Source organism: Nocardia terpenica, assembly GCF_013186535.1.
Classification (GTDB): Bacteria; Actinomycetota; Actinomycetes; order Mycobacteriales; family Mycobacteriaceae; genus Nocardia; species Nocardia terpenica.
Map to the genome: position 1 here is coordinate 372,025 of NZ_JABMCZ010000002.1, position 25,159 is coordinate 397,183.

Annotated in this window: 27 protein-coding genes; 8 read left to right on the plus strand and 19 right to left on the minus strand. The window is 69.1% G+C overall.

Annotated elements, in window-relative coordinates; genetic code table 11:
* The first annotated feature begins 64 nt into the window (after nucleotides 1–64).
* A complete protein-coding gene (locus HPY32_RS12940; protein WP_067581108.1) occupies nucleotides 65–526 on the plus strand; it encodes a hypothetical protein in 462 nt (153 codons plus the stop codon).
* Between the two features lie 52 nt (nucleotides 527–578).
* On the opposite strand, the gene HPY32_RS12945 is transcribed toward HPY32_RS12940, so the two are convergent.
* From HPY32_RS12945 to HPY32_RS12955, 3 genes are all read right to left on the minus strand, one after another.
* On the minus strand, nucleotides 579–1,922 hold the full coding sequence (locus HPY32_RS12945; RefSeq protein WP_067581106.1) for a Vps62-related protein: 1,344 nt from the start codon (nucleotides 1,920–1,922) through the stop codon (nucleotides 579–581).
* A gap of 328 nt (nucleotides 1,923–2,250) precedes the next feature.
* Nucleotides 2,251–2,457: a DUF1918 domain-containing protein gene (locus HPY32_RS12950; protein ID WP_082870827.1), complete on the minus strand. Its 207-nt coding sequence runs from the start codon at nucleotides 2,455–2,457 to the stop codon at nucleotides 2,251–2,253.
* A gap of 106 nt (nucleotides 2,458–2,563) precedes the next feature.
* A complete protein-coding gene (locus HPY32_RS12955) occupies nucleotides 2,564–2,917 on the minus strand; it encodes a hypothetical protein (protein ID WP_156674112.1) in 354 nt (117 codons plus the stop codon).
* Between HPY32_RS12955 and HPY32_RS12960 the strand changes: the two genes are divergently transcribed.
* Nucleotides 2,901–3,437: a carboxymuconolactone decarboxylase family protein gene (locus HPY32_RS12960; RefSeq protein ID WP_067581104.1), complete on the plus strand. Its 537-nt coding sequence runs from the start codon at nucleotides 2,901–2,903 to the stop codon at nucleotides 3,435–3,437. The two genes, HPY32_RS12955 and HPY32_RS12960, sit on opposite strands and share 17 nt — an antisense overlap.
* A gap of 6 nt (nucleotides 3,438–3,443) precedes the next feature.
* Here HPY32_RS12960 and HPY32_RS12965 read toward each other — a convergent pair whose 3' ends face one another.
* From HPY32_RS12965 to HPY32_RS12985, 5 genes are read right to left on the minus strand one after another with little or no spacing between them, the layout of a single operon-like run.
* Complete coding sequence (locus HPY32_RS12965) at nucleotides 3,444–4,082, minus strand: mycothiol-dependent nitroreductase Rv2466c family protein (protein WP_067581102.1); 639 nt, start codon at nucleotides 4,080–4,082, stop codon at nucleotides 3,444–3,446.
* Entirely contained in the window at nucleotides 4,079–5,275 is a 1,197-nt protein-coding gene (locus tag HPY32_RS12970) for an amidohydrolase family protein (RefSeq protein WP_067581100.1), read from the minus strand. Before HPY32_RS12970 ends, HPY32_RS12965 begins: the two co-directional genes overlap by 4 nt.
* The gene (locus HPY32_RS12975; RefSeq protein ID WP_067581098.1) at nucleotides 5,272–6,402 is read right to left on the minus strand and encodes an MAB_1171c family putative transporter; all 1,131 of its coding nucleotides are present in this window, start codon (nucleotides 6,400–6,402) and stop codon (nucleotides 5,272–5,274) included. Before HPY32_RS12975 ends, HPY32_RS12970 begins: the two co-directional genes overlap by 4 nt.
* A gap of 4 nt (nucleotides 6,403–6,406) precedes the next feature.
* Entirely contained in the window at nucleotides 6,407–6,919 is a 513-nt protein-coding gene (locus HPY32_RS12980) for a hypothetical protein (RefSeq protein WP_067581096.1), read from the minus strand.
* The gene (locus HPY32_RS12985) at nucleotides 6,916–7,398 is read right to left on the minus strand and encodes a hypothetical protein (RefSeq protein WP_067581094.1); all 483 of its coding nucleotides are present in this window, start codon (nucleotides 7,396–7,398) and stop codon (nucleotides 6,916–6,918) included. Before HPY32_RS12985 ends, HPY32_RS12980 begins: the two co-directional genes overlap by 4 nt.
* A 417-nt stretch (nucleotides 7,399–7,815) precedes the next feature.
* Between HPY32_RS12985 and HPY32_RS12990 the strand changes: the two genes are divergently transcribed.
* Together HPY32_RS12990 and HPY32_RS12995 are read left to right on the plus strand one after the other, a co-directional pair.
* Entirely contained in the window at nucleotides 7,816–8,334 is a 519-nt protein-coding gene (locus HPY32_RS12990) for a DUF5666 domain-containing protein (protein WP_067581091.1), read from the plus strand.
* Between the two features lie 88 nt (nucleotides 8,335–8,422).
* A complete protein-coding gene (locus HPY32_RS12995) occupies nucleotides 8,423–9,190 on the plus strand; it encodes an alpha/beta hydrolase family protein (protein ID WP_197696371.1) in 768 nt (255 codons plus the stop codon).
* Nucleotides 9,191–9,194: 4 nt separating this feature from the next.
* Here HPY32_RS12995 and HPY32_RS13000 read toward each other — a convergent pair whose 3' ends face one another.
* The 5 genes from HPY32_RS13000 to HPY32_RS13020 form a co-directional block, all read right to left on the minus strand.
* A complete protein-coding gene (locus HPY32_RS13000) occupies nucleotides 9,195–9,494 on the minus strand; it encodes a hypothetical protein (protein WP_156674111.1) in 300 nt (99 codons plus the stop codon).
* 123 nt (nucleotides 9,495–9,617) lie between these two features.
* The gene (locus tag HPY32_RS46535) at nucleotides 9,618–10,577 is read right to left on the minus strand and encodes a C40 family peptidase (protein WP_373686630.1); all 960 of its coding nucleotides are present in this window, start codon (nucleotides 10,575–10,577) and stop codon (nucleotides 9,618–9,620) included.
* A gap of 245 nt (nucleotides 10,578–10,822) precedes the next feature.
* Nucleotides 10,823–11,638, minus strand: coding sequence for a hypothetical protein (locus tag HPY32_RS13010; RefSeq protein ID WP_156674110.1), 816 nt, complete (start codon nucleotides 11,636–11,638; stop codon nucleotides 10,823–10,825).
* Entirely contained in the window at nucleotides 11,638–12,363 is a 726-nt protein-coding gene (locus tag HPY32_RS13015; protein WP_067581081.1) for a ParA family protein, read from the minus strand. Before HPY32_RS13015 ends, HPY32_RS13010 begins: the two co-directional genes overlap by 1 nt.
* 124 nt (nucleotides 12,364–12,487) lie before the next feature.
* Nucleotides 12,488–13,051, minus strand: coding sequence for a TetR/AcrR family transcriptional regulator (locus HPY32_RS13020; RefSeq protein WP_067581079.1), 564 nt, complete (start codon nucleotides 13,049–13,051; stop codon nucleotides 12,488–12,490).
* Nucleotides 13,052–13,154: 103 nt separating this feature from the next.
* Here HPY32_RS13020 and HPY32_RS13025 point away from each other — a divergent pair, with 103 nt between their 5' ends.
* Nucleotides 13,155–13,532 (plus strand): nuclear transport factor 2 family protein, encoded by a 378-nt coding sequence (locus HPY32_RS13025; protein WP_067581077.1) that lies wholly within the window; start codon nucleotides 13,155–13,157, stop codon nucleotides 13,530–13,532.
* Nucleotides 13,533–13,720: 188 nt separating this feature from the next.
* Nucleotides 13,721–14,617: a DMT family transporter gene (locus HPY32_RS13030; RefSeq protein WP_067581075.1), complete on the plus strand. Its 897-nt coding sequence runs from the start codon at nucleotides 13,721–13,723 to the stop codon at nucleotides 14,615–14,617.
* A 207-nt stretch (nucleotides 14,618–14,824) separates the two neighbouring features.
* Here the strand turns inward: HPY32_RS13030 and HPY32_RS13035 are convergent, their stop codons facing one another.
* On the minus strand, nucleotides 14,825–16,267 hold the full coding sequence (locus HPY32_RS13035) for an amino acid permease (RefSeq protein ID WP_067581073.1): 1,443 nt from the start codon (nucleotides 16,265–16,267) through the stop codon (nucleotides 14,825–14,827).
* 227 nt (nucleotides 16,268–16,494) lie between these two features.
* Between HPY32_RS13035 and HPY32_RS13040 the strand changes: the two genes are divergently transcribed.
* Both HPY32_RS13040 and HPY32_RS13045 read left to right on the plus strand, forming a co-directional pair.
* Nucleotides 16,495–17,448 (plus strand): GlxA family transcriptional regulator, encoded by a 954-nt coding sequence (locus HPY32_RS13040; protein ID WP_231951428.1) that lies wholly within the window; start codon nucleotides 16,495–16,497, stop codon nucleotides 17,446–17,448.
* A 7-nt stretch (nucleotides 17,449–17,455) separates the two neighbouring features.
* Nucleotides 17,456–18,091 carry a DJ-1/PfpI family protein gene (locus HPY32_RS13045; RefSeq protein ID WP_067581072.1) on the plus strand — a complete coding sequence of 212 codons (636 nt, stop codon included), beginning with the start codon at nucleotides 17,456–17,458 and terminating at the stop codon, nucleotides 18,089–18,091.
* Here HPY32_RS13045 and HPY32_RS13050 read toward each other — a convergent pair.
* The 5 genes from HPY32_RS13050 to HPY32_RS13070 form a co-directional block, all read right to left on the minus strand.
* Nucleotides 18,088–18,789: a double zinc ribbon and FHA domain-containing protein gene (locus HPY32_RS13050; protein ID WP_171982851.1), complete on the minus strand. Its 702-nt coding sequence runs from the start codon at nucleotides 18,787–18,789 to the stop codon at nucleotides 18,088–18,090. The genes HPY32_RS13045 and HPY32_RS13050 overlap by 4 nt on opposite strands.
* A complete protein-coding gene (locus HPY32_RS13055) occupies nucleotides 18,789–20,075 on the minus strand; it encodes a vWA domain-containing protein (RefSeq protein ID WP_067581068.1) in 1,287 nt (428 codons plus the stop codon). Before HPY32_RS13055 ends, HPY32_RS13050 begins: the two co-directional genes overlap by 1 nt.
* A gap of 10 nt (nucleotides 20,076–20,085) precedes the next feature.
* On the minus strand, nucleotides 20,086–20,937 hold the full coding sequence (locus HPY32_RS13060; protein ID WP_253949730.1) for a PP2C family protein-serine/threonine phosphatase: 852 nt from the start codon (nucleotides 20,935–20,937) through the stop codon (nucleotides 20,086–20,088).
* Nucleotides 20,938–21,613: 676 nt separating this feature from the next.
* Nucleotides 21,614–23,854, minus strand: coding sequence for a serine/threonine-protein kinase (locus tag HPY32_RS13065; protein WP_067581065.1), 2,241 nt, complete (start codon nucleotides 23,852–23,854; stop codon nucleotides 21,614–21,616).
* Nucleotides 23,851–25,155: a hypothetical protein gene (locus HPY32_RS13070; protein WP_067581063.1), complete on the minus strand. Its 1,305-nt coding sequence runs from the start codon at nucleotides 25,153–25,155 to the stop codon at nucleotides 23,851–23,853. Before HPY32_RS13070 ends, HPY32_RS13065 begins: the two co-directional genes overlap by 4 nt.
* Nucleotides 25,156–25,159 lie beyond the last annotated feature (4 nt).

The window sequence follows — 25,159 nt, forward strand, 5'->3', positions numbered from 1 at the left end:
AGATAGAGAGGCAATGGGGCCTATGCGATCGAAGACGAAATTCGCTCTTCCTGCGGTTGCCGCGGTGATTTCCGGGCTGGGGCTGAGTACGGGCGTGGCCGAGGCCGAGGTCGAATCCCGTCGTTCCGGGTGTTTGTGGGCCGGGACCAGCCATTCCCAGGGGGCAGAGGTCATCGCGGGTGGTTGGGCGTTCGCGTGCACCGCCGATGCGCGGGGCGTGCCCACCTGGGTGCCGGGCGGCGCTACCTCGCAGGCCGGTACCGTTCCCAATCCCGGCGCCTACACCGATCCGCAGGGGTTGTTCAGCCCCGGCGCTCGCCAGCCCGGCACCAGCTACACCGACTACTGCGTGGGCAACCAGCTCGTCGAGGGCACCAACGATGTCTATCAGGCCGTGGAATCCGGCGGCCTCGTGTTCTGGAAGGCCGCCGCCCCGATCTCCGACTGGAATTTCGACTCGAATTCCCCTCGCCCCGAACCGACTTGGCGCTCCACGAGCAACTGCTATCGCGGCAGCCTGCTCTGAATCGATAGGCGGGCGACGCCTGTGCCCGCCGTGCAGGTATGGCAGCCCGGCGTCAGTCGGTCGGTGGGCTCGGTTCGGCGGCAGGGACGTTCGGCGTGGTGGTGCCGAATGCCTCGGCGGGATCGCCGTTCTCGACGGTGGTTCCGTCGACGGTGTCGACGACCTTGGCGTCGGAGGGGTGCTGGCCGGTGACGTAGGAGTCGACATCGAACCTGAGGCCGCTGCCACCGCCGATGGCTTCGCCGTCGCGGCGGATCGCGATGATCTCGTGGGTGGCCGACCACAGCGCGCCCGACGCCTGCGGTGGTGTGGTGAGGCCGTGGGTCTTGGTCACCGAACGAAGCTGCGCGACCTCGTAGCGGCTGCTGTAGCCGAGCTCGGTGGTCACGCTGGTCTCGACTCCCGCCGACAGGCCCTTGACCTCGATGCCGGCCTTGGCGGTGACCGTGACACTGGTCCGCTTGCTGAACTCCTCGCTGGCGGTCTCGGTCACGCCGGTGGTCACCGACACGCTCGACTCGGCGGGAGTGGAACCGTTCTGATTGTTCCGGAAGATCTGCAACGAGTAGTTGACCCGCCGCTGCAGGGTGTAGAACGGGGAGTTCGCGACCTGCCACGCGATGGTCTTGCCGGGGTCGGTGACCACCGTGCACGGCACGGTCACGACACGGTCGGTGATCTGTGCGATCGGGTCGGGCTCCTGGTGCGAGGTCAGTACCGGGATCGCCGGAGGATCGCGCTTGACGACCGCCGCGGGCACGTCGAGGACGTACACCGCTTCGGTGGGAGTGTCGTAATTCGCCTGCGCCCGTAGCAGATCCGCGCCCAGGATCAACCGCTCGACACTGTCGGAAGGGTAGGCGAGCGGCCGGATCTGCCAGGTGGACACATCCGCCTTCGCTCCGGACTTCTTGTCCCACCAGATCAGCTCACCGATCCGGCCTTCGCGCACGTAGCGGCGCCCCGCGAGTTCCCGGCGGATGCACCCGTAGTATTCGAGGTTGGGCGGATCCCAGGTGTTCCAGGAACCCCACACATCCCCGAGCGCCACGTACCCCTGCGGCGGGATGGGCCGCCACACGGCACCATTCGCTTTGGCGCCCGAGCCCTGGTCCTTCCAGATCAGTTCGAACCGCACCGGCGGTTTCACCATCTGGTCCGCGGCGTTCGCGCCCCGGACCAGGATCGTCGCGCGTTGTCCGGTGATGTCCTCATGGTTACCGTTGCGCCCCAGGCTGCCCAGGTACCGCCACCCCTGCTGGAACAGGTTGCCCCCGAAGTCGGGGTTGAAGAACGCACCGTGCATCGAGGCACCCGACCCGCGATCGTCCCACCGGCGAGTGAACCGATCGGTCACCGCAATATCCAACGCCCCGTACCTGATGCTGTCGACCATGCCGATCCCCTGCTTCCCTCGAAGATTCCGCGGACCGCGATCGGCGCTGACAACAGCCCCCTCTGACACCGCAATCGTATTCGACCACCCGCATCGCGTGCCGTAAAACTGTTGCAGCACACCACTATTGACCATCCGGTCCGGTTTCTTCTAGGGGTATCGGATCACCGATCGAGCGAGATACCACCGTCCTACAGGACCCGCGAGCAGCCCTGCCGAGCCGACTGCCGTGCGAAACCCTCTGGCTCACAAGCCAAAGCACCTCGGCGGCCCATCGGCGGAAGTCTGCGGGTCGCGGTGGGCGTGGAAGTCGGGGGCGTACGAGTCACTACTCGCCGAAGCTGACGATGCAATCCGCGCCCGGGACGACCGCCCCGCCATCGCCATCGATGACGAGACCGTCGTCGCCCTCCTCGAACCGCACCGTATAGCCCGCCCTCCCCTCTCCCCCGCGAACTTCGACAACCTCTCCGGTTCGGCCCGCTTCGCCTCCGGCCGATGTATGAACAACCGCGTCCTCGAAGTTCGCACGCATCCAGCAACCTCCCGTGAGCACCGACTCCGACCGGGTTACCTCGCATCACCAGTGTGCAGCACCGGAGGAGGAAGCAGGCAGCAAACGCTCACACCCGCCCCGTGCGTCACAAATGTCCCTTGGGGGAGAGCGCGTGGCTATCGTTGTGCACGTGCGGGCGAACAGCTGAATCCGAGGAGAGGCGGAGGTCGCTGTGCCGGATGACGACGAGAAGCAGGCAGCGCACCGAGCTCTGGTGGATCGGGTCCTGAACGGGGAGGGTAGGGCGTCCGCGGACCAGCGCGGGAGGGCCTTTCGCAATGCCGATGTTCCGCCGCCCTTGAACGCGCTGATCGACAAGGTGGCCGGGAGGCCGACGCAGGTCACCGATGCGGACTTCGCTGCCGCGCAGGCGGCGGGGTTCAGCGAGGATCAGATCTTCGAGCTGGTGATAGCCGCAGCGGGTGCTGTTCGCGCTCATTCGGATGTTCTCCGGACAGCCGCTGCCGGATGCCGCCAAGCTGGTCTTCTACCGGCCCGACTTCTACGGTGCGCAGTCGAAGAGGTTCACCCACGCGGCGATGCGCGGGCCCTCCGGCTGGTCGGTGGCCGATCGAGAGTTGATGGCGGCCTTCGTATCCCAGGCCAATGACTGCGCGTTCTGCACGGGCGCACACACCGCTACCGCGGCACGCGCGTACCAGGACGAGGCGAAGGTTCGCGCGGTACTGGCCGACCTGGAATCGGCCCCCATCGAGGACGGGTTGCGGGCAACGCTGCGGATGCTCGGCACGTTGACCCGGGAAGGAACGGTCAGCGCCGAGGACATGCGAAACGTGCTGTCCGCCGGTGTCACCCGTCGGCAGATCGAGGACGCACTGGCGGTCTGCGCCGCATTCGACACGACCAACCGGCTCGCCGACGCCTTCGGTTTCGAACCCCTCGGTCCCGCAGGTCTCGAGGCGGGAGCCAAATTCCTCCTCACAAGAGGCTACCGCTGAGGAGATTCAGTCGAACGACGGTTCCCTGTCCCTGCTGCGCTTGAGCTCGTAGAAGCCCGGCGTCCCGGCGACCAGCAGTATGCCGTCCCACAATCGAAGCGCCGCTTCGCCTTTGGGTGCGGGGGTGACGACCGGGCCGAAGAACGCGAGGCGATTGCCGTCGGGGCCGGGGACGGCGATGACGGGGGTGCCGACCTCCTCGCCGACCAGGCCGATGCCCTCGTGATGGGAGGCGCGGACGAGGGCGTCGTATTCGGTGGAATCCGCGGCGTCGGCGAGGTCTTCCGAGAGCCCGGCGTCGGACAGGGCCGCCGCGAAGGTTTCCCGAGTCTGCTTGTGGCCCAGGTTGTGAATGCGGGTGCCGAGCGCGGTGTAGAGCGGGCCGAGCGCCTGGCTGCCGTACTTCTGTTCCGCCGCCATGCACACCCGGACCGGGCGCCAACCGCTGATATTCCAGCGCCGGTACTGCTCGGGCAGCTCGTCGAGCCTGTTCTCGTTCAGAACCGCCAAACTCATGATGCGCCAACGGATTACGATCGGCCGGAGCCTCTCCACCTCGACCATCCAGCGGGAGGTGATCCACGCCCACGGACACCGGGGGTCGAACCAGAAGTCGACCGGTGTGGGGGCAGCGTCTTCGGTCATGCGATGTCCTCGTTCCTGTGTATCCGGCCCCGGGCGGCCACGAGCAGGGTCTTGCGAAGGCTCCCCAGATCGGTGAGCGGGTCGCCGTCCACCACGAGAACGTCTGCCTCGTAACCGGTTTCGAGGCGTCCGACCCGGCCCGCGATCCCGAGTGCGTCGGCGGCGTGCACGGTGGCCATGTCGATGACTTCCCCGTTGGGGAAACCGATCGCGGCGAAGAATTCGAGCATCCCCGCATAGTCGCCGAACGGCGCGCCGGGAACCCCGGCATCGGTACCGGCGATGAACCGCACTCCGGCCCGCCGCATCCGCTGAATGGCGTCGCACAGCGCGGCGGCGTTCCGCTCGCCGAGCTGAGCCAGGAACCCCCGCCAATCACCGGAAATGCACCGGCACACCGCCACATTCCGGCGGGCGATCGCGGCGGCGACGGCCTCGTCGTACCGCAATCCGTCCGCGGTCCGCCACGAGCAGTGCTCGATCGTCCGCACGCCGGCCGTCACGCAGTGCGCGATGGTGTCGGTGCCGTGGGCGTGGGCGGCCACCGGCAGGCCCACCTCCTCGGCCTGCTCGACGATGTAACCGAGTTGGTCGGCATCGAACTGCGCGGCCCACATCGGCGGTCCGCCGGGGGTCAGCGCGCCACCGGAAGCCATCACCTTGATCAGGTCGGCGCCCATATCGGCATTGCGGCGGATACGGTCCCGGATCTCCCGCTTCGAGGCGACCTCCCCGCCGAGCGCGGCGAGATGCCCGCCCGGGCAGGTGAGCGGGACCGTTGCGGCCACTATCCTTGGCCCGGAGACCGATTGCGCGGCGATCATGTCGCGCAATCGGGCCGCGCCGCCGTGCATGTCCCCCAGGTCGCGGACGGTCGTCACCCCGGCGGCGAGGGCCTGCCGGGCTCGCTCGATCATGTCGCGCAGCAGCGTGTCCGGCGTGCGGTGCAGCAGCGGGGCGATCGGGTCGCGTTCGCCGCCCAGCACCAGGTGGACATGCGAGTCGATCAGCCCCGGAAGTATTGTCCCGGTGGGGAAGTCGTACCGCACGGCGTCCGGGACGGTCGGTTCCACCTCGGCTCTCGTGCCGCACGCGGTGATGCGACCGTCGGCCACCACCAGTGCGGCGTCATCGATCGTGCGATCGGCGGGGCCTACGACGAGGCGGCGCGCGGTAATCAGAATCTCGGTCATGGCGTGGAGGTTTCGAGTGCTTTCGACAGCGCTGTCAGCGTGCGGGCTTCGGCATTGAGGTCGTCTCCGTCCGGGATGGCGAGGCGTTTCGCGGAGAAGGTGATCTCGGGGTCCTCGACCGGTGGTTTGCGGTCCAGGGCCAGGCGGATGCTCGCGGCGAGATCGTCGTACGACAGCTGCGTGAGATCGTGACCGGGTTTCTCCTCGATATAGGGGCTCAAGCGGACTAGGCCGTCGCGGCATTCGATGAGGCGGCGATAGAACCGGGCGTGCATGTTCGGCCACGCGATGCGATCGATCGGCGCGGCCGCCGCGGTGCGGCCGAGGGTCAGCTCCGGGAAGGCGCTGGACATCAGCGTCCACAGCGTGGTCAGCGCGCGGTACTGGCGGCGGTGCAGCAGCCAGGATCGCAGCGCCGAGATCGCCTGCATCGCGGCCGGATAGCACAGCCCCGCGACGATCGCCGCGGTGCAGACATTGGCGATCGCGAAGTTCACCGCATTGAATTCGCTGTAGGGGCCGTTGCGCAGGACGCGCAGGGTGATCCAGGCGGCGCGGTCGAACGAGGTCAGCGCCAGGCCGAACAGGCCCACCGAGACCAGACCCAGACCGAGGACCTGATGGCGCGGCGCCGATGTCACATACCGCAGCGCCAGGACGGCGCAGTAGAGGTACGCGTAGAGGAAGTAAGCGTTTCCGACGAGGTAGAAGACGAAGATCGACGGGTCGGCGATGTGCGGAGTCGTCAGCGAATGCGAGCGCAGGTGCGGCGCTGTGGCGATCATGCAGGCCACGAGGCTCGCGACGGTCGCCAGCAGCAGGATCTGATGCAATCGCCGGACGGCGACGCGGGGGCTGCCCGGCCGCGCGAGCACGAAGACCTGGATCAGCGCGTACAGCCCGGCCATCACCGTGACATTCATCAGCACCCGGCCCACGCCGGGCCGACCGAGGGCGTCGATCGCCCGGGTGAGCGACGGCAGCGAGACGATATTGCCGACGGCCAGGATCACGAAGGCCGCGACGAGATACCGCAGGACGCGATCGTGCCGCCCGCGCAGCAGATCCAGCCCCTTCCAGACCGCGCCGATCGACAGCACCGCGATCAGACAGCTCTGCAACAGCATCCGATCACAGCCATCCGCGTCGGCTGTTCAACGCCGTGTACAGCGACTGCGCCTCGGACCCGGCGGGCATCGGGGGCGTCGCGTAGTCGATCACCGACGACCATTCCTGAATGACGGTGGCGACCAATTCGGCCTGGCGCTCGCGCAGTTCGTCGTAGCAGGTGCGCCGCAGGCCGCGCTTGGTCAGGTCGGTGGGGAATTCGGGGCCGAGATCGGGGACGTCGCCCGGGCCGGTGTCGTCGACGTGCTCGCAGAGAATGTGGCCGATCTCGTGCAGGATGATGTGGACCTGGTGGACGCGGGTGGTCTCCTCCTGGAAGAAGATGCAGTCCTCGTGGCTTCGCGACATCCACAGCCCGAACGGTCCGGGGACCGGTAGCGCCCACGGGATCAGCCGGATCGGTTTGCCCCGATGCTCACCGATCCGGCGACACAGCTCATCGATGCGTAACGGCGGCTGAATGTCGCAGGCGCGTAAGACCTTTCGGCAGTGACGGCGGATCTCGCGCTCGTTCATCGGCGCCCCTCGTCCCGCGGCGGGGTCGGGTCCAGGATGTCCATCATCTGGAGCAGTTGGCGGCGCAGGGCCGGGCTCATCGCCCCGGCGCGCATCGCGATCGTGCGCACGTCCTGTTCGGCCAGCCTGCGGCGCAGCAGCGCCGCGTCCTCGGTCTCGGGATCCGCGGGCGATCCGGGGGCCGCGCGGATCCCGGCGCCCTCGTCGGTGAAGAAGTACTCGGGCCGGACTCCGAAGAACGCGGAGAGGATGTCGAGTTGCTCCATCGTCGGATTGCGCTTCTTGCCGGTGGCCAGCTCCCACAGGTAGGTGCCGGAGATCGCGCCGCCGGTGGCCTCCCGGATCTCGCTCGCCATGCGCCCGTATCCGGGGCGTTTGCGCTGGTCCGGATAGCGTGCGGCGATCAGCTCGGTGAGCCGCCGATCCATCTGCTGCACGAGGGGCCGGGCGCCGTGGCGAGCAGCGGGTTCCTCACCCATTCCGCACTCCTTCCCGCTCGCCCCGAGAGGAGAACCACCCCCGGATCTCTCGCCGTGTCCCGATCGGGTCGCGTTGCCGGACAGAGCGACCCGCTGACGAGCGTAATGGGAGGCGGCCGCGCAGTCCTACCGAACGCCCCGGGGATCGGCGCCGAACATGGGGACCTCTCTCACGGGCAAGGTCGAACATTCATTATAGCTGACACAAAATGCCATCTCGCATCGGTGGAGCAGACGCAATGCCGATGGTAGGGTCTAGTCCCGGAACGAGGATGTCCGCTTTAGCGGACAACCTGGTGGCGATGCGGCACGGTCGGCGACCGCGCCGCATCGCCGGAGGGAACTCTCCTCGTTCGCTGAGCAAGCTGACAGTCGGCGCTGAGAAGACTCCCAATATTGCCGAATACTGTTGCGCCCATGACGGATTCGATCTCTCCCTCGACACCCGACCACACCACCGGCACACCCGCGGACACGCCGTGGAAACATCACCGCACGGCCCTGGCGATCGGCGCCGCCGGGCTGGCGGTCGCCGCCACGCTCGGCCTGGCGGCCTGTAGCTCCACCGGTGGATCCGGCTCGCCGACGCCATCGACCTCGTCGGCGGCGAGCGGTACCACGAGCAAGCAGCCCGGCGGAGCACGCCACGAGGGCGCCGCGGGCACCATCGCGTCGATCACCCCCGGGTCCTGGACGCTCACCAAGCGCGACGGCGGCACCGAGACCGTCACCATCACGCCGTCGACCCAGTTCGGCAGCAAGCAGCACCCGGCGACGCAGTCGCAGTTCACCGTCGGCGAGGCGGTGCGGGTCGAGGGGCAGGTCGAGGGCGCCACGATTACGGCGACCCGAATCGAGCAGGCGCAGAACCGTTCTCAGCCGGGCACGACGCCCAGCGGCGGCGCCCCGACCAGCAGCGCCCCGATCACCAACTGAACCCGCCGTTCGGCACGGCCCGAATTGCCCCTGGCGCAACCGATCTCCACGATCTTGAATGGAAGTAATTCCCGACGCAGGAGATCTCATGCCCATTGCCAAGACCCTCGCCTACGGCGCCCACCCGGATGCGGTGGCCGACATCCATCTCCCCGCCACCTCCGGGCCCGCGCCGCTGATCGTGTTCCTGCACGGCGGTTTCTGGCGATCGATCGTGAATCGCAAGTATGCCGAGCCGGTGGCCGACACGCTGGCCGCGTCCGGATACGTGGTCGCCAATGTGGAGTACCGCCGGACGGGCGGCGGCGGTGGCTGGCCGGTGACGTTCACCGACGTGGCGCGGGCCTTCGATACGCTGCCCGCGCTGATCGAGCGGGAGTGGCCCGGCCTGGCCGATCCCGAACGCAGTGTGTACGTGGGGCATTCGGCCGGCGGACAGCTCGGGATCTGGGGCACGCTGCGGGATCGGCTACCGCTGGGCGCGCCGGGCCGGACCGAGACCCCGCCGCGGGTCGCGGGGGTCGTCGCGCTCGCGCCGGTCGCCGATCTCGCCACCGCCTATGCCCTCGGCAGCGGTGAGGGCGCGGTCGCCGATCTGCTCGAGGGCGGCCCCGACGTCTACCCCGACCGCTACGCCGCGCTCGACCCGTCGACGCTCGGGCCGTCACCGGTGCCGGTCGTGGTCGTGCACGGCGACCAGGATCAGCGCGTCCCGATCGCGATGGGCCGCGACTACTGCGCCGCCACCGGCGCCGAGCTGATCGAACTCCCCGGCATCGGCCACTTCGAACTCGCCGACCCGGCCTCGGCGGCCTGGCCGCCGATCGCGGCGGCCGTGCGGCGGCTGGCGGGCTGAGGGGTCACGAATTCGGGTTCTGCACGAAGGCTTCCGCGGCGGCCTTCGCGTCGTCGACCGAGCGCACCGACGCCTCCCGGACCAGGCTGCCGTCCGATCTGCCGACCCACCACGAGCAGGTGGTCGGCGTCGTCGCCTTGATCCGCGCATCGAGCTCGCCGAAGTTCCTGATCAACCACCACTCCTCCGGGCAACCGGCCAGTTCCCACCCGCCGGTGGCGTCCTCGGGGCGGATCGGCCCGTACGGCCGCCCGCCCGACTTCGCCCTGGTGTGGTCGGCCACCTGCGTCCCCCTCATTCTCACGGGCGGGTCGGTACCGCTCCATTGTCACCTGGCATCGGGTCGCCGTGGGGGTCCATCTCCGGATTTCTCCGGTCCCAGCGAACTCCGAACCCCGAGTTACGGTATAGCGTTCGACGTCGCCGATCAGAATCGGCGCGCGCCGGAGACCGGCATGTCGGAGATCGGCGACATGACGACGCCGGTACCGCTGGTTGCGGCATGGACGACCTTACCGTCACCGGCGTAGAGAGCGGAGTGCTCGCCGCCGTAGAACGAGACCAGATCGCCCGGCTGCAGATCGTCCATGCCGACCGGCGTTCCGGCGTCGAGCTGTTCGTAGCTCGTGCGCGGCAGCTCCACACCGGCCTGCTCGTAGGACCACTGCACCAGGCCCGAGCAGTCGAAGGAGTCGGGTCCGGCCGAGCCGTAGCTGTAGGACGAACCGAGCTTGGATTCGGCCGCCTCCACCGCGACCTCGCCGGTCGTCTTCGGCGCGGGCGGCGCGCTCTGCTGCGGCGGGGCCGGGAACATCAGCTGCGGCAGCGGCGGCAGGGTGAATCCCGGGAAGGCGGCCTGCACGGCCGAGACGATCCCGGAGACAGCCGAATTCGGATCGGGCGCGCCCGGGGTGCCGGACTCGACCAGCGGGGCGGCGATGGAATGCGCCGCGGGGCCGAAGGTCTCGGTGGCGAACGCGTCCTGCGGAGCGACCGCATCCGGAACGGCGGTCAGGCTCGAGAAGGGAATCGCGTTCAGGATCGAATTCTGGTCCGGAAGGATTGCGTCCGGGACCGAGAATCCGTTCCGGATGGAGTATCCGTTCGAGGTGTCGGTCGCATCGGGAACGGCAATTCCGTCGGGGGCGAAATCCGGAACGGGAACGGCGTCCGGAACAACTGTCAGTATTTCCGGAACCGCGGGCGTCTGTACTTCACTGGGCAGTTCGATGGCTCCGATTCCCGGCAGCGCGGGCGCCTGCGCCGAAGCCTCACCGGCGGTCAGCACGGCACCGATCGCACCGAGGGCAACGGCCGCGGCCGCCAGCGCCCACCAGAGCATCCGCCGCAGGTAGCGGATATATCGAACCTCGTCGGTTCCTGCCATGATGCGGTCCTCCGATTCCTGTCGCCGAGGGCCCGGACACCTTCACCGAGCGCCTCGATCAGATTCGAAAAACAACACAGTCCAGCGGATCCGAACGGCAATGATTCGCCCGAGCGAAAGGAATTACAAATATGGACACACCATTTTTCGATAACAACGCGATAAACAAATGGAAACCGGGGGATCTCGAAGAAATGCCCCGCTTTTGTCATTTCGACGAAAGCGGGGCATTTTCCGTTCCGAACTCAGACCGCTATCTGCTGCTCGATCTGCTCCGCCAGCGTCCGTAATTTCGCGGCGAATTCGCGGGCGGCCGCCGGATCGGTGCCCGAGCCCTTGACCACCCGGCGGGTCAGCGCGGTCAGCCGGGATTCCACGGTGGTGAACAGATCCACCGGGGGCTCGGCCGCATTCTCGTGCCATTCGCCGCGCAACCAGGATTGCAGGCGGCGGACCGCCTCGTCCCGATCGAATTGCCGGGGCAGCACGGTGATGGCCTCGCGCAATTTACCGGCGGTCACCTTGCCGTCGCCCGCCGCCAGCGTGGCGTATACCGTGACCGCGGCCTCCTCGCCGTGTTCGGCCGCCACCGGCAGCAGCTCCCGGATCTGGCCCTCGTTGATGCCCGGCGCCATCGGATGCAGGCGAGCCGCCAGCGGCCATGCGCGAATCAACTTGTGGGCGTAGGAGCGCTGCATATCCCAGCGCTGCTCCACATAGTCGTCGAAGGTGTCGTAGGCGTCGCGATAGAGCCGCCCGTCGCGCACGATCTGCAGCGCCCGGCCCGCGGCCCAGAACGCCAGGCGCAGGGTGCCGATGGACGATTCGCACGTCGTCAGCTGCTCCTGCTCGCGGTCGCTGAGCGGGCCGTCGCCGGGCGCGGGCAGCGGCATGGCGAGCACGTTCGCGGTGGGGTCCGGTTCCGGCGGCACCACCGTCAGCGTGGCGCCCGAGCGGCGCCATTCGGCGTCGCGCAGCGGGGAGACCGGCGGGGTGTGCTCGGCGGTATCCGACAACGGATTACCGCCGCCGATGGTCGATTTCCTGCGTTGCGGAGGCATCAGGCCGACACCCCCACCAGCGCGCCGTAGGGGACGAGTAATTCGTCGCCTACCTGCCGATATTCTCCGAGATCCACGATCGGATTCTCGGCTCCGTCGCCGACTTCCCCATCGGCGGCTTCCCGATACCATTTCCAGGCGCTCACGTACGATTCGAAGACGTCGTATCCGGCGTCCGTCAGATTGGTGCGCTGCGTGCGATATTCCGTGGAGACGTTGACACCGTTCTTCATCGTCACCGGAACCTTTGTCATCAGGACTCGGACCCGTATTTCACGGGCCGCGTCCGCGGCCGCCTCCTCGGCGGCCCGATAGGTACTGGGCACTCGTTTCACCTCCGATGGACTCACACTCGTCAACAGAATGAGCTCGTCGGTCGCGGGAATGGCGGCCTTGAAGATATCCGCCGATTCTCCACCGGCATCCACGATGATCACGTCGTAGTCCTCGGCATTATCGGCGATGCAATCGTCGACGTGCCGGGACGGAAATGCGATCAGCGTGAAAGGTACCTCGATCTCCCCGCGCCCCAGCCGCCGATACCAGGAATATCCGGTCTGGCTGAGCGGGTCGGCATCGATGACCAGCACCCGCAAACCGTGTACGGTCGCGAAATAACCGGCCAGAAAAAATGCGGAAGTAGTCTTCCCGACGCCGCCCTTCAGATTCCCCAGTGTGACCACGAGGGGGTGGGGCAGATCCAGTGATGCCACAGAATTCGTCATGGACGTTCCTCTCCAGGAGGAGTGCATTACTGTGCGGGGACAGTCTTACATATGCGTTGGTCGGATCTGGGTGGACACACCGGGGGAAAGCGGCGGGTGTGTCCAATTGGACACAGTGGAAGGGCTACTCGGAGCCCGCCAGTTCTCGGGCGAGCGCGCGGGCGTACTCCTCGTCGGTTCCCGGGATGGCGAACACGACGCGGAAGTAGATGGGCGCGACGATGCGGTCCAGGACGGCCTCGAGGGCGGGTGGGTGCTCGCCGCGGGCGCGGGCGGCGGTGAGGGCGGTGTCGAAGCGGGCGCTCACCCGGCGCAGGCAGTCGCGCATTCCGGCGCGGCGCTCGTCGACGTCGGCGGCCACCTCGGCGCGGAAGAAGGCGATGCCGCCCGGCCGGGACAGCTCGGCGAGGGTCCACGCCGCGTAGTTCGCCAGGTCCACATCGAGGCTGCCGGTCGGCTCGGGCGCCTGCTCGGCCTGCACGGTGGCGACGTCCGCGAGCAGCGCCGGGAGCGTGCCCCAGCGCCGGTAGACCGTGCTCGCGGTGACGCCCGCGCGGGCGGCGACGACGGGGATGGTCACCTGATCGGCACCGAGCTCGCTCACCAATTCGATTGCCGCGCGGTGCACGTCGGCCCGCACCCGGGCGCTGCGGCCGCCGGGGCGACGCGTGCGCGTCTCGGTGTCCATGGAATCAGATTAACGCAATGATGTTTGCATTACAGGCGGGCGGGGCGTAGTGTCCATTAAAGCAACGATCGTTGCTTTAACACTTTACAGTCGAGGAGCCCTCATGACCTCCGCCTACGCCATCGGCAAGCAGTTCCACGCCGCCCTCAGCACCCGCGACTGGGACGCGCTGCGCGCGCTGCTGCACGACGACGCCACCTGGACGCTGCCCGGCGACAACACCGTCTCCGGCGTCGCGGTCGGCGCCGACGCCGTCACCGAGCGGGCCCGCACCATCGCGGGCTACGGGCTGAACTTCGAGCTGCTGCACATCCTGGTCAGCCGGGAGAACGTCGCGCTGTCGCTGCACAACACCGCCCGCCACGACGACGCGGTACTCGACGAGTACCTGTCCAGCGTCTGCCGCCTGCGCGACGGCCGGATCGCCGCGATCGAGACCTTCCTGTCCGACGTGCCCGGCATGAACGCCTTCTTCCGCTGAGGTACAGTCACCCTCGTGCACCGAATCTTCAAAGTCACTCCGCCCCCTGCCTTCTGAGCGGGGTGGTTCCGCAGCCGGGCGGCACGGCCGTCCGGCTGATTCGTAGTGCCGGCTCTCGGTACCCAGATCGGTAGCACTGCCCCGCGTCGTCGATTCCACAGTCCTTCGACGCAGGAGCTTTCACACACATGTCCATCGTTCTCGGCGCGCCCGCGCGCGACCGATCCGCTCTGTCCCTGATCACCGCCGGAATCCTCTGGGGCACAGGCGGTCTCGCCGGTTCCCTGCTGGCCCGGCACGCACATCTGGATCCGGTGGCGGTGGCCGTCTATCGCCTGCTGCTGGGCGGTGGGCTGGCCGTCGCACTGCTGGCCGTCTCGGGCGGGCTGCGCGGGCTGCCGCGCACCCGCGCGGCGGCCCGCCGCATCCTGGTCACCGGCGTCCTGCTGGGCGCCTTTCAGGTGTGCTTCTTCCTTGCGGTGCAATACATTTCGGTCAGCATCGCCACGATGGCGACCATCGGGATGCTGCCGGTGTTCGTGGCCCTCGGCGCGGCCGTGCGCGACCGTCGCCTGCCCGCCCCCGCCACGCTGCTGTCCATCGGCGTCGCGGTGATCGGGCTCGTCCTGCTCACCTGGTCGCCCGGGAGCGTGGGCAGCGGCCGGGGACTCGTGCTCGGCGTGGGTTTCGCGCTGCTGTCCGCGGCCGGTTTCGCCGTGCTCACGCTGTTCACCGGCACGCCCGTCGAGGGCCTGGATCCGTTGCGCACCACCGCATTCGGCATGCTCACCGGCGGGGTACTGTTCGCCCCCGCGGCGCTGCGCTTCGGCATGGCGCTCCCCCTCACACCCGACGTGCTGGCCATCGCCGCCTATCTCGGCAGCGTCCCCACGGCCCTCGCCTACACGCTGTACCTGCGTGGATTGCGCACCGCCGCACCAGTTTTCGCGGCTATGGCGACACTGCTCGAACCGCTGACCACGACGGTGCTGGCCGCGATCGTCCTGGGCGAGCGGCTGACGGTGCAGGGGTGGATCGGTGGCGGGCTGCTCATCCTTGCCCTCGGAATGAGTTCACGCCGCTGAAAGCGTTGAACCACTTGTGATTCCGGCGCGCTTTTGGCCGGAATCCTCCGGGAGGTCCCGGCCAAAAGCACGCCGGGACCAAACGGGACAGCACGCCGGGAGAAGTTCCGCTCGTCATCCCGGCGTGCTTTTGGCCGGGATCTCCTGCAACAGAGTGGGTTCCGGCCGAAGCATGCCGGAATTGCAGGAGAGCCCTCGGCTATGGGGCTAGGCGACAGGTGTTTTCGCCGTCGGGCCCTCGTCCGTCGCGCCTCGTGCCAGCAGGGAGTGGCGGCGGCTGTAGGCGACGTAGACGATTGCGCCGATCGCGAACCATACCGCGAACCGTATCCAGGTGATCGGCTCCAGGTAGGTGACCAGCCAGATCGAGGCGCCGATGCCTACCAGCGGGATGAACGGCATGAGGGGGGTGCGGAAGGTGCGGGGCAGGTTGGGCTGGCGGTAGCGCAGCACGATCACCGCGGCGCACACCACCACGAAGGCCAGCAGGATGCCGATATTGGTCAGCTCCGCGGCCTGCCCGATCGGCAGGAGGCCAGCGATCACCGCCGACGCGACACCCACGATCCAGGTGATGCGGCTGGGCACGTGGCGGGTCGGGTGGGTCTTGGCGAACCACTTGGGCAGCAGGCCGTCCCGGCTCATCGAGAACCAGATCCGGGTGACGCCGAGCATGAACGTGAACAGCACGGTCATGATGCCGACGATGGCGCCGGCCGCGATCAGGCTGCCCAGGCCGGGCAGGCCGACCGACTTGAACGCCGTCGCCAGACCGCTCTTCGGATCGATCTCGGTGTAGTGCTGCATACCGGTCAGCACCAGGCACACCAGCACGTACAGCACCATCGAGATGGCCAGCGACAGCACGATGGCCTTGGGCAGATGGCGTTTCGCGTCCACCGACTCCTCGGCCGCGGTGGACATGGCGTCGTAACCGAACACCGCGAAGAACACGGTCGAGGCGCCGGTGACCGCGCCGCCGAAACCGAACGGGAAGAACGGGTGGTAGTTGCCGCCCTTGACGAAGAACACGCCGGCCACGATCACGATCAGCACGACCACGACCTTCACGGCGACCAGGACCGTCTCGAACCGCGCCGCGGACTTCATGCCCAGGTTCAGCAGGAAGGCGATGAACAGGCACAGCAGCACGGCGAACAGGTCCACCCTGTGCCCATGCCCCGTGCCGGGCGCGCCCAGCATCCAGACCGGCAGGTGAATGTGGAACTGCTCCAACAGATATTCGATGTAGCCGGAGATGCCGATGGCGACCACCGCGACGATCGCGGTGTATTCCAGCAGCAGATCCCAGCCGATGAACCAGCCGACCGGCTCACCGAGCACCGCGTACCCGTAGGTGTAGGCCGAACCCGCCTTGGGGATCAGGCCGCCGAACTCGGCGTAGGACAGTGCGGCCGCGGCGCTGGCCACACCCGCGATGAGAAACGAGACCAGCACCGCCGGGCCGGCTGTGTCGTGTGCGATCGAACCGGCCAGGGCGAAGATTCCGGCGCCGATGATCCCGCCGACGCCGATCGCGGTCAGCTGCCACAGGCCCAGGGCCCGTTGCAATCCGCCGGAGGACTCGTCCTCGATCAGCTCGATGGGCTTGCGCCGGAACAGATCGCGCATAGCTGGACTAGCTGGCATTGTGGTGCTCCTTGTACTACCGGGTCGGGGCAGTGTAAATGTGAGCACTACCACCCCCTTTGTCCAGGGGTATGAATGACGCTCGCAGGTTTCATCCACCACGACAAACCGATCACTCCGAGGATGTGCTTTCAACCAGACTTTTGCCCCGTTTTTCCTCGGTGAATGGCAGGAAAGGTGGGAAGTTCGTCATTGCGGACACGGCCGATCCGGTCGACGATCGGTACGTGTCTCGGACCGTGCTGATCGTGCTCTTCGATGAGGTGCAGAGCCTGGATGTCACCGGTCCGATGGAGGTGTTCGCGGGGGCCGAGCATTTCGCCCCCGGCGCCTATCGCGTCCGCACGGCATCGGTCGACGGGCTGCCGCTGCGGACCTCCAGCGGGCTGACCGTCGTTCCGGACAGCACGCTCGCCGCCGCCGAACAGCCGCACACGCTGCTGGTTCCGGGCGGGCCCGGCAGTCGCGCGACCGACCCGCGGGTGGTCGCGTGGGTCGCGGGTCAGCGGCCCGATCGCCTGGTCTCGGTCTGTACCGGCGCGTTCATTCTGGCCGAGGCCGGGCTGCTCGACGGGCGGCGGGCGACCACGCACTGGGCCTTCTGCGACGAATTGGCCCGCGACCATCCCGCGGTCACCGTGGAGGCCGAGCCGATTTACCTGCGCGACGGCCACATTGCCACCTCGGCCGGGGTGACCGCCGGGATCGATCTGGCGCTGGCGCTGGTCGAGGAGGACTGCGGCCGCGATGTCGCCCTCACGATCGCGCGCACTCTCGTGGTGTTCCTGCGCCGCCCGGGCAATCAGGCCCAGTTCAGCGCCCAGCTGTCCGCGCAGACCGCGCAGCGGGAGCCGCTGCGCGACGTGCAGCGCTGGATCAGCGACCACCCGGACGACGATCTGTCGGTGGCGGCGCTGGCGACCCGCGCCCGGCTCTCGCCCCGGCACTTCGCGCGGGCGTTCCGGGAGGAGACGGGGATGCCGCCGGGGCGGTATGTGGAGCGGGTGCGGCTCGAGCACGCGCGGCGGCTGCTGGAGGACACCGCCGCCGATATCGGCGCGATCTCCCGGGACAGCGGCTACGGCACGCCGGAGGCGATGCGCCGCGCCTTCATCAGAGCGTTGGGCTCCGGGCCCGCCGAATACCGGCGGCGCTTCCAGGCGCCCGCAACGGAAAGGTAAGTGGGACATGCAGATCGCGATCGTCCTGTTCGATCGGTTCACCGCGCTCGACGCGGTCGGCCCGTACCAGGTACTGTGCGGAATCCCCGGCGCCGAAACGGTTTTCGTCGCCGAGCAGGCCGGGCCGGTGGTCGACAACGAGGACTCCCTCGCGCTGGTCGCCCGGCGCACCTTCGCCGAGGTGCCGCGGCCCGATATCGTCGTCGTCCCCGGCGGGCCGGGCCAGAACGACCGGATGACCGACGACACCCTGCTGAACTGGCTGCGCGCGGTCGACGCCACCAGCACGTGGACCACCTCGGTCTGCACCGGATCGCTGTTGCTCGCCGCCGCCGGACTGCTCCGGGGCCGCCGCGCCACCACGCACTGGCTGGCCCTCGACACGCTCGCCGAGTACGGCGCGACGCCGACCTCCGAACGCGTGGTCTTCGACGGCAAGTACGTCACGGCCGCGGGCGTCTCCTCCGGTATCGATATGGGCCTCACCCTGGTCGGCGCCATCGCGGGCGACGAGCACGCCATGGCGATCCAACTCCTGACCGAATACGACCCCCAGCCGCCCTACGACGCGGGCTCCCCCGCCAAGGCCCCGGCCGCCGTCGTCGAAAAGCTCCGTGACGCAAGCCGTTTCCTGCCCAGCTAGCCGTCGCCCGGCGCGCCACGGGTGACGGTGATGGTGGTCCAGCCGCCCACGTGGATTCGGTCGTCCGGGTGCAGCGGGATCGGGGTGTGCGGGGGGATGAGGTCGTCGCTGCCGTTGAGGCTGGTGCCGTTGGTGGAGCCCAGGTCGGTGACGGTGACGGTGTCGCCGTCCAGGTGGATGCGGGCGTGCGAGCGGGAGACGCCGATGTCGACCGGGGGGATGCCGAGGTCGATGTCCGGGTACACGCCCTGCGAGACGCTGCGCTTACCGATCAGGAAGTCGGTGCCCTGCAAGCCTATTCGGCGCTGCGGGTAGTAGTCGGGGAACTCCACCCGGTCGGCGTCGGGGCCCTTGCGGGCGCGGACGCGTTCGTAGAACTCACGATCGGCGGTCACGATGGCGACCCAGGCGGTGCGGTTCGCCGACTCCTCGACCGGCGGGACGTTCGAATTGCCCTCGGCCGCAGCCACAATCGTGGGCGGTGCCGTCATGGTGGGGGCGGGCGACGGCTCGGGGACGGGGGCGGGCAGGGCCGAATCGTGGCCGCACACTTCGCAGAAGCGGCCGTCGATCGGGGAATCGCATGCGGGGCAGCGCGCGGAGGGCGCGGCGGCCTCGGTCACCGGGCCGATGGCGGTGCCACACACGTCGCAGTAGTCGGTGGCGGTGGACAGGTGGCCGTCGGGGCAGCTGACCATCACGGCTCCTTCCGTACCCGAGCGGTTTTCGTGGATCGGGCGTCGAGCGCCATCTCGTCGAAGGTGTCCACGCCGCGGCGCAGCCGCACGGTGCCGGTGCGCTCGTCCACCTCCACGACATTGCGGAGCAGCTTCGCGGTGCCTTCGTTGCCGGATTCCGCGGCCAGCTCCACCGCGCGCTGCAACTTGGCGGTGGCGGTGTCGATGTCGCCCTGTTTGCGGGCGGCCAAACCGTCCTGCACCACCTGCGCGAGCTCGGCCTGGCCGGTGTAGTGCGCGACGCGGCGGCTGATGCGGGCCGACAGTTCGGTGTCGGTGGTCCACACGGCCTTCACCAGGCCCTGGCCCACCACCTCACCGGCGGCGACGACACTCACCCGGGCGGCGAGCTTCTCGCGGCCCGCGGCGGCGGGTTCGACGCGAATCTGGACGTGATAGTCGCGGTCCTCCGTGCCCCACGCGCCGAGCGGGTATTCACCCAGCTGCGGCCCGGTCTCGACGCGGCGGTCGGTCAGGTCCTCGATGGTCGGCGCGACCTGCTTGACGAAGCGCACGGTGGCCCCCGCCGGGGTCCACACCCGCAGTGTCAGTTCGGGAATCGTCTTCGCCAGCGAGGTCCGCATCATGGCCTGGAAGTCGGCGGCCAGTTGCGCGCCCTCCTTGACGACGTCGACGCTGCCGTGCAGGGCCGAGGCGATCGAACGCAGTTCCGCCACCACGTAATCGGTGCCGACACCGCGGCAGTCGCAGGTGAAAACGCCCTGCGACCGCGCGATCTCGGCGGCCAGCTGCTCGGGCTTCTCGTGCTCGTTCTTGCCGTCGGTGAGCAGGATGGCGTGCGCCATGGCCTGCGGGTGCTGCTGGGCGATCTGCCGCGCCAGCCCGAGCCAGGTGCCCATGGCGGTACCGCCGTAGGGGCGCAGCTTGTCCAGCGCATTGCGTGCGGCCGTGCGGGATTCGTGTCCGGCCCGCTGCAGCGCGCCCCGGCGCGGGAACACCACCTGCGCCTCGGCGGTGCCCTGCACGATGGCGAACAGGGTGCCGTCGGGCAGCTCGTCCAGGGCGGTGAGGGTGGCCCGCCGCGCGCCCGGGAAGCGGTCGCCCGCGCCCATCGACCCCGAGCAGTCGATGATGATGATCTCCAACCGTTCCGGGGGCGGGGCGGCCACCGCGAAATCCTCGGCGGTTTCCACGGTCACCACCGCGTCGACGGTGTCCGCCCCCTCGGCCAGGAATTGATTCTGGTCGACGACGACCGAAATACCCTCGGTTGCTTGCGAACTCAACGTACCTCTCCTACTGCTGGGGCATCACGGGTGCCAGTGCGACGGTGATGTTGTCACTGCCGCCGCCGCGCAGGGCGTATTCGACGAGATCTCGTGCGGCGCTGCGGGGTTCGGCCGCGGTCGCGAGGGCGGCCAGGTCGTCGGCGGCGGACAGGTAGTTCCACAGTCCGTCGCTGCACAGCAGCAGCACGCCGGGGCCGCGTACGCGCACCGAGGTCACCCGGGTGTCGGCGGCGCGATGGTCGGAATCCGCACCGAGCCAACGGATCAGGGCGTGGGCGCGGGGGTCGCGCATGGCGGCCTCCTCGGTCATGGCGCCCGCGTCGACGAGGGCCTGCGCCCACGAGTCGTCCACGGTGAGCCGCCGCGACGGTGTCGCGGATTTGTCGGCGGCCAGCCAATACGCCCGGCTGTCACCGATATTCACCACGGTGATCTCGGATTCGCCGGTGTCGTTGGAGCGCAGCACGGCCGACACGTAGGTGCACGACGGCGCGTGCCCGTCGGCGACACCCACCGCGCGCACCGCCTGGGACGCCGCCTCTAGCCCGGTGCCGACCGCCTCGGACGCGGTCCGGTCGGCGGCGAGCGCGGCCAGGCAGGCAGCCACGCCGGTGCGGGCGGCGACATTAGAGGCGACCTGCGGATTCTCCGAGGTCGACACCCCATCGCATACCGCGATCACGATCGCGGGCCCCGCCGCGTCCTCGAGTACCGCCGCCGCGACCGCATCCTCGTTCCGCGCGTGCGCAAGCCCGCGGTCGGTAATCAGCTGCACCGCACCCAGATCCGCCTCCCCCCGATCCGGCGGCCGCCGCAACTCCCCACACCCCGCACAGTACCCATCCCCATCGAACTCCATCCCCCCACACTCCGCACACCCGTCCCCCGAACCCCCCTCGACCTCCGGCAACACCGCCCGCCGAACCGCCAACTCCCGCCCACACTCCTCACAAAACCGATCCGCCACCGCAATCCGATACCCACACCCCGGACAGCGCAGGCCCATCGTCACCCCACTCACCGCCCCACCTCGCTAACGCTCGGTGAGACGGTACATAGGCTCGACGAAACGCTACGTAGCCTCGGCGAAACGGCATGCAGCCTAGGCGAGACGACACACAACCCCGGCGAGACGGCATGCAGCCCAGGCGAAACGACACACAACCCCGGCGAGACGGTACATAGCCTCGGCGAGACCGTACACAGGCTCGACAGGATGGAATGCTGTTCCGGCGCAACAACGTGCAGCTCCGACACAACGTGATGTAGTTCTGGCGCAACCGTATTCGGTCTTGGCGCAACGCCATGAGGTCTCGGTCCGACTACGTCCGGTGCGAGGGAAACGATATGTGGTCTTGGGGCTACGTCATCCCGGCCGGGCGCAACGGGAGGATGCTTCGGTGCGGCGGTATGTTGGCTCACCGCAACGGGATACGGTCCCGGCGGAGCGGTGGAGGTTCTCGGGGACAGCGCTTGTGCCTCCGGGGGCGCTGGGGGGCCGCTCGGTTGCGCTGTCCGGGCTCTCGTCGGCCCGTTCACAACGTGGTCCTCGGGCGGATGGTGTTGGCCTGGTCTACCAGGGTGAAGCGGGTCCACATGTTGTCGGATTCGTGGGCCAGGGCTCGGTAGCAGTGTTCCAGGGCGGTGCGGATGCCGGTGTCGGACAGGGGGTGGGACAGGAGGGGGGTGCTGGCTTCGGCGGTGTTGCCTGCGCAGAGCCAGTGGTGGGCCGCGGTGAGGACGCGGTGGCGGGCTTGGGCGGCGCGGAGTTTCGAGTCGATGGTGAGGACGTCGATGCGGGTGCCGCAGTCGCGGAGCAGGGTTTCGGTCAGCTCGGCGGGGGCGCGGTCGGCGAGCAGGGTTTCCACGGCGGTCAGGCGGGCCTCGGTGTACAGGGCCGAGGCGGGTTCCACCTGGTCCAGGACGGTGACGGCAGCGGCGCGGTCGCCGGCGGCGCGGCGGAGGCGGGCCAGGCCGAAGGCGGCGCTGACGTAGGCGTGGTCGGTGCGCCAGACCGTCTCGTAATACCGTGCCGCACGGGCGTTCTCGACACTCGGGTCGGTGTCGGGGCTGCCCTCGGGTCCGCCGCACAGTTCGGACGCGACCGCCAGGGCGAGTTTGGGCGCGGCCTCGCCGGGCAGCGCCGCGCACACCGCGTCGAATTCGGCTGCCGCCGCGTCGTATTCGCACACCAGCAGGCGGGCCAGCCCGCGATACCAGATCAACCGCCAATCCTCCCCCGGGGTGGGCATCAGCGCCTCGATGCGCTGCTGCGCGTCCACCGCGGCACCGGATTCGAGGGCGGCGCGGATCAGTCGCAGGGGAATCTCCACCGATTCGGCTCCCCCGGTGACCACCGAGCGCAGTCCGGCCGCGAAGGCCGGTTCCAGCTCGGCCACCGTCGTGCCGCCCGTGGTGGCCAGCAGCGCCGCCCCGCTGTCGGTCGGGTCGACCAGCGGAACCGGCAGCCCGGCAACGATTTCCGCCGGATCCGGCGCGCTGTCGCCGACGCCGAACGCGGCGCGCGGCGGGCCGAAGGTGACCGACGGCCCCGGTCGGGGCACGCCGTCCTCCGCGGAGAGCACCTCGCGCAGCACGCCGGTGAGCTGGTCGGCCATCTCGTCCATGGACCCGAAGCGCGCGCCCGGATCGGAGTCGGTGGCGCGCAACAGGACCCGGTGCAGCGACTCGTGCCGGGCCAGCAGCGGCGCGTCCTTCGGGCCGGGGAGTTCGGCGAAATAGCCGTTGCGCGTCGGCACCTCCAGCATGAGCACCGCGAGGGTGCGGCCGACGGTGTAGACCTCCGTCGCGACCGTGGGCCCGGTGTCGGCGATCTCGGGGGCCTGATAGCCGCGGGTGCCGTAGATGGCGCTGGCCTCGTCGTCCATCGCGATGACCGCGCCCAGGTCGATGAGCTCGAGCCGGTCGTCGGTCTGCATCACGTTGTCGGGCTTGAAATCGCAGTACGCCAGGCCCAGCGCATGCAGGTAGCCGAGCGCGGGCAGCATCTCCAGCACGTAGGCGATGGCCTGCGCGGGCGGCAGAAACGAACCCTCGGTGGCCCGGCGCTCGCGCAACAGCTGTTTGAGCGACGTGCCGCCGACATACTCCATCACGATGTATCCGACGGTGCCACCGTCGCGGCCGGAATGCTCGACAAAGTTGAAGATCTTGACGATATTCGGATGCTCGACCTGCGCCAGGAACCGGCGCTCGGCCACCGCGGCGGCCATGGCGTCGGGATCGGCCGAGTTCAGCAGGCCCTTCAGCACCACCCACCGGTCGTTGACCTTCCGGTCGACGGCGAGATAGATCCAGCCCAGCCCGCCGTGCGCCAGCGCGCCCGCGACCTCGTACTGCCCGCCGACCAGATCGCCGCGCCGCAGCTTGGGGGTGAAGGAGAAGCGGGTGCCGCAGTGCGGGCAGAACCCCTCGACGCGGCCCGGCATCTCGTCGCGCGATCGGCCGACGGGCCGGTCGCAGTTGGCGCAGAAGCGCCGGTTCTCCGGGACCTGCGGGTCGGTGAGCACGGCGGTGGCCGGATCGACCCGGGGAACGCGCGGCACCTCGACCATGCCCGCGCCCAGGCGGCCGCGCCGCGACCGGGCGGAGGCGGACCGGGTGCGCGCCGAACGGGTGCCGGAGGTCGGTCCCGTCATGGCGAGGGTCATGGCGACGGTGCCCTCGGTCGCCGGGTCCGGCGCGGGCGCCGTCCCGCAGGTATCGCAGTAACCATCGAGAATCGTTCCGCCGCAACCCGGTTCGGTGCACTTCATCCCCGCCTCCCCGATTTCTCCGCAATGATCTGCTGATAGTCGGTGACCGACCGGGTCACGGCCGCCAGGTCGCACGGCGTGCGGGAGAGCAGGCCCGCGGCAATCTGGTTGCAGGCCAGCACCTCTCGGTCCTCGCCGACCCCGAGCCGGGCGGCCTTGGCCTGATAGGCGGTCAATCGACCGCGCAGCTCCGCCCGCCGATCCAGCAGCCCGCGGGCCAAACCCTCGTCGGCGGCGACGATCTCGGCGGCCTCGGCGATGCGGCGGCGCAGGTCGAGCAGCGCCGTGGCATCCGATATCGAACCGACCCGCCGCACAACGGGTTTCACCGGTGCGCCGGGCACGATCCGCGAAACACCGCCGGGCCCTTCGATCACGGTCGCGGCGCCCCGCCCCGCCACCTCGACGATCGCGTCCCCGCCGCCGTTCCCGCCGGGCCCGGCGAGCGCATCCAATTCCGCCTGCAACCGCGCCGACGGGTCCGGGGGCACCGGAAGCGGCGCGGTGCGGATCTTGCGCTCCGCCTCGATCCGCACCTGCTCCGCCCGGACGTGGGCGGCGCGCAGGTCGTCGAGCAGCGCCTGGGTCTCCGCGACGGACGCGGCCCAGTCCACGCCCATGGCGCGCAGCGTGGTCAGCGTGTCCGCCTCGCCGCGCAGCCGCTGGGTCAGGCGCTCGATGCGGGCGTCGACGTCGGCGGGGGTGAACGACAGCGGGTCGGTCGCCGAACGGCTCAGCAGCTCGGCGACGCCCTCCGCGATGGCGCGCAATTCCGCTGTGGCCCCGCCGTATTCGTCGAGCCGCACCTGAAGCGGCGAGAGCCCGGTCAGCACCCGGCTGTTGATCGCGTCCACCGAGTCGAGGAAGGCGGCGATCACCGGGAAACAGTCGCGCATGCGGTGCAGGGTGTCGGCGATGCCGACGAACAGCACCTGTTCGCTCGGCCCGGTGAGCGAGCGCTGCGCCAGCGGAATCGGCGTGCGCGACGCCTCGTACGGGCGGTCGCGCAGCATGCGGGTCAGCTCGGCGCGGTCGGCGTCGGTCGGCCTGGTCCGGCGCGACCGCAGGGTACGGGCCTCGTTCAGGATCGTCTGCAGGCGGCCGTAGTCCTCCCACATCAGGTCCAGCAGCTGCCGCACCGGTCGCCAGCGCTCGGCGGTCGTGCCGGTGGGCGCGTAGCCGCGCAGCAGGGTCAGGCCCGGATGCTTGTCCAGCTCCAGCAGGGTGGCCGTGATGGCGTCGACTTCGCTTGTGCGCGTGGCCATTTCGGCGTCGATTTCGGGCAGGGTCAGGACGTTCATCGGC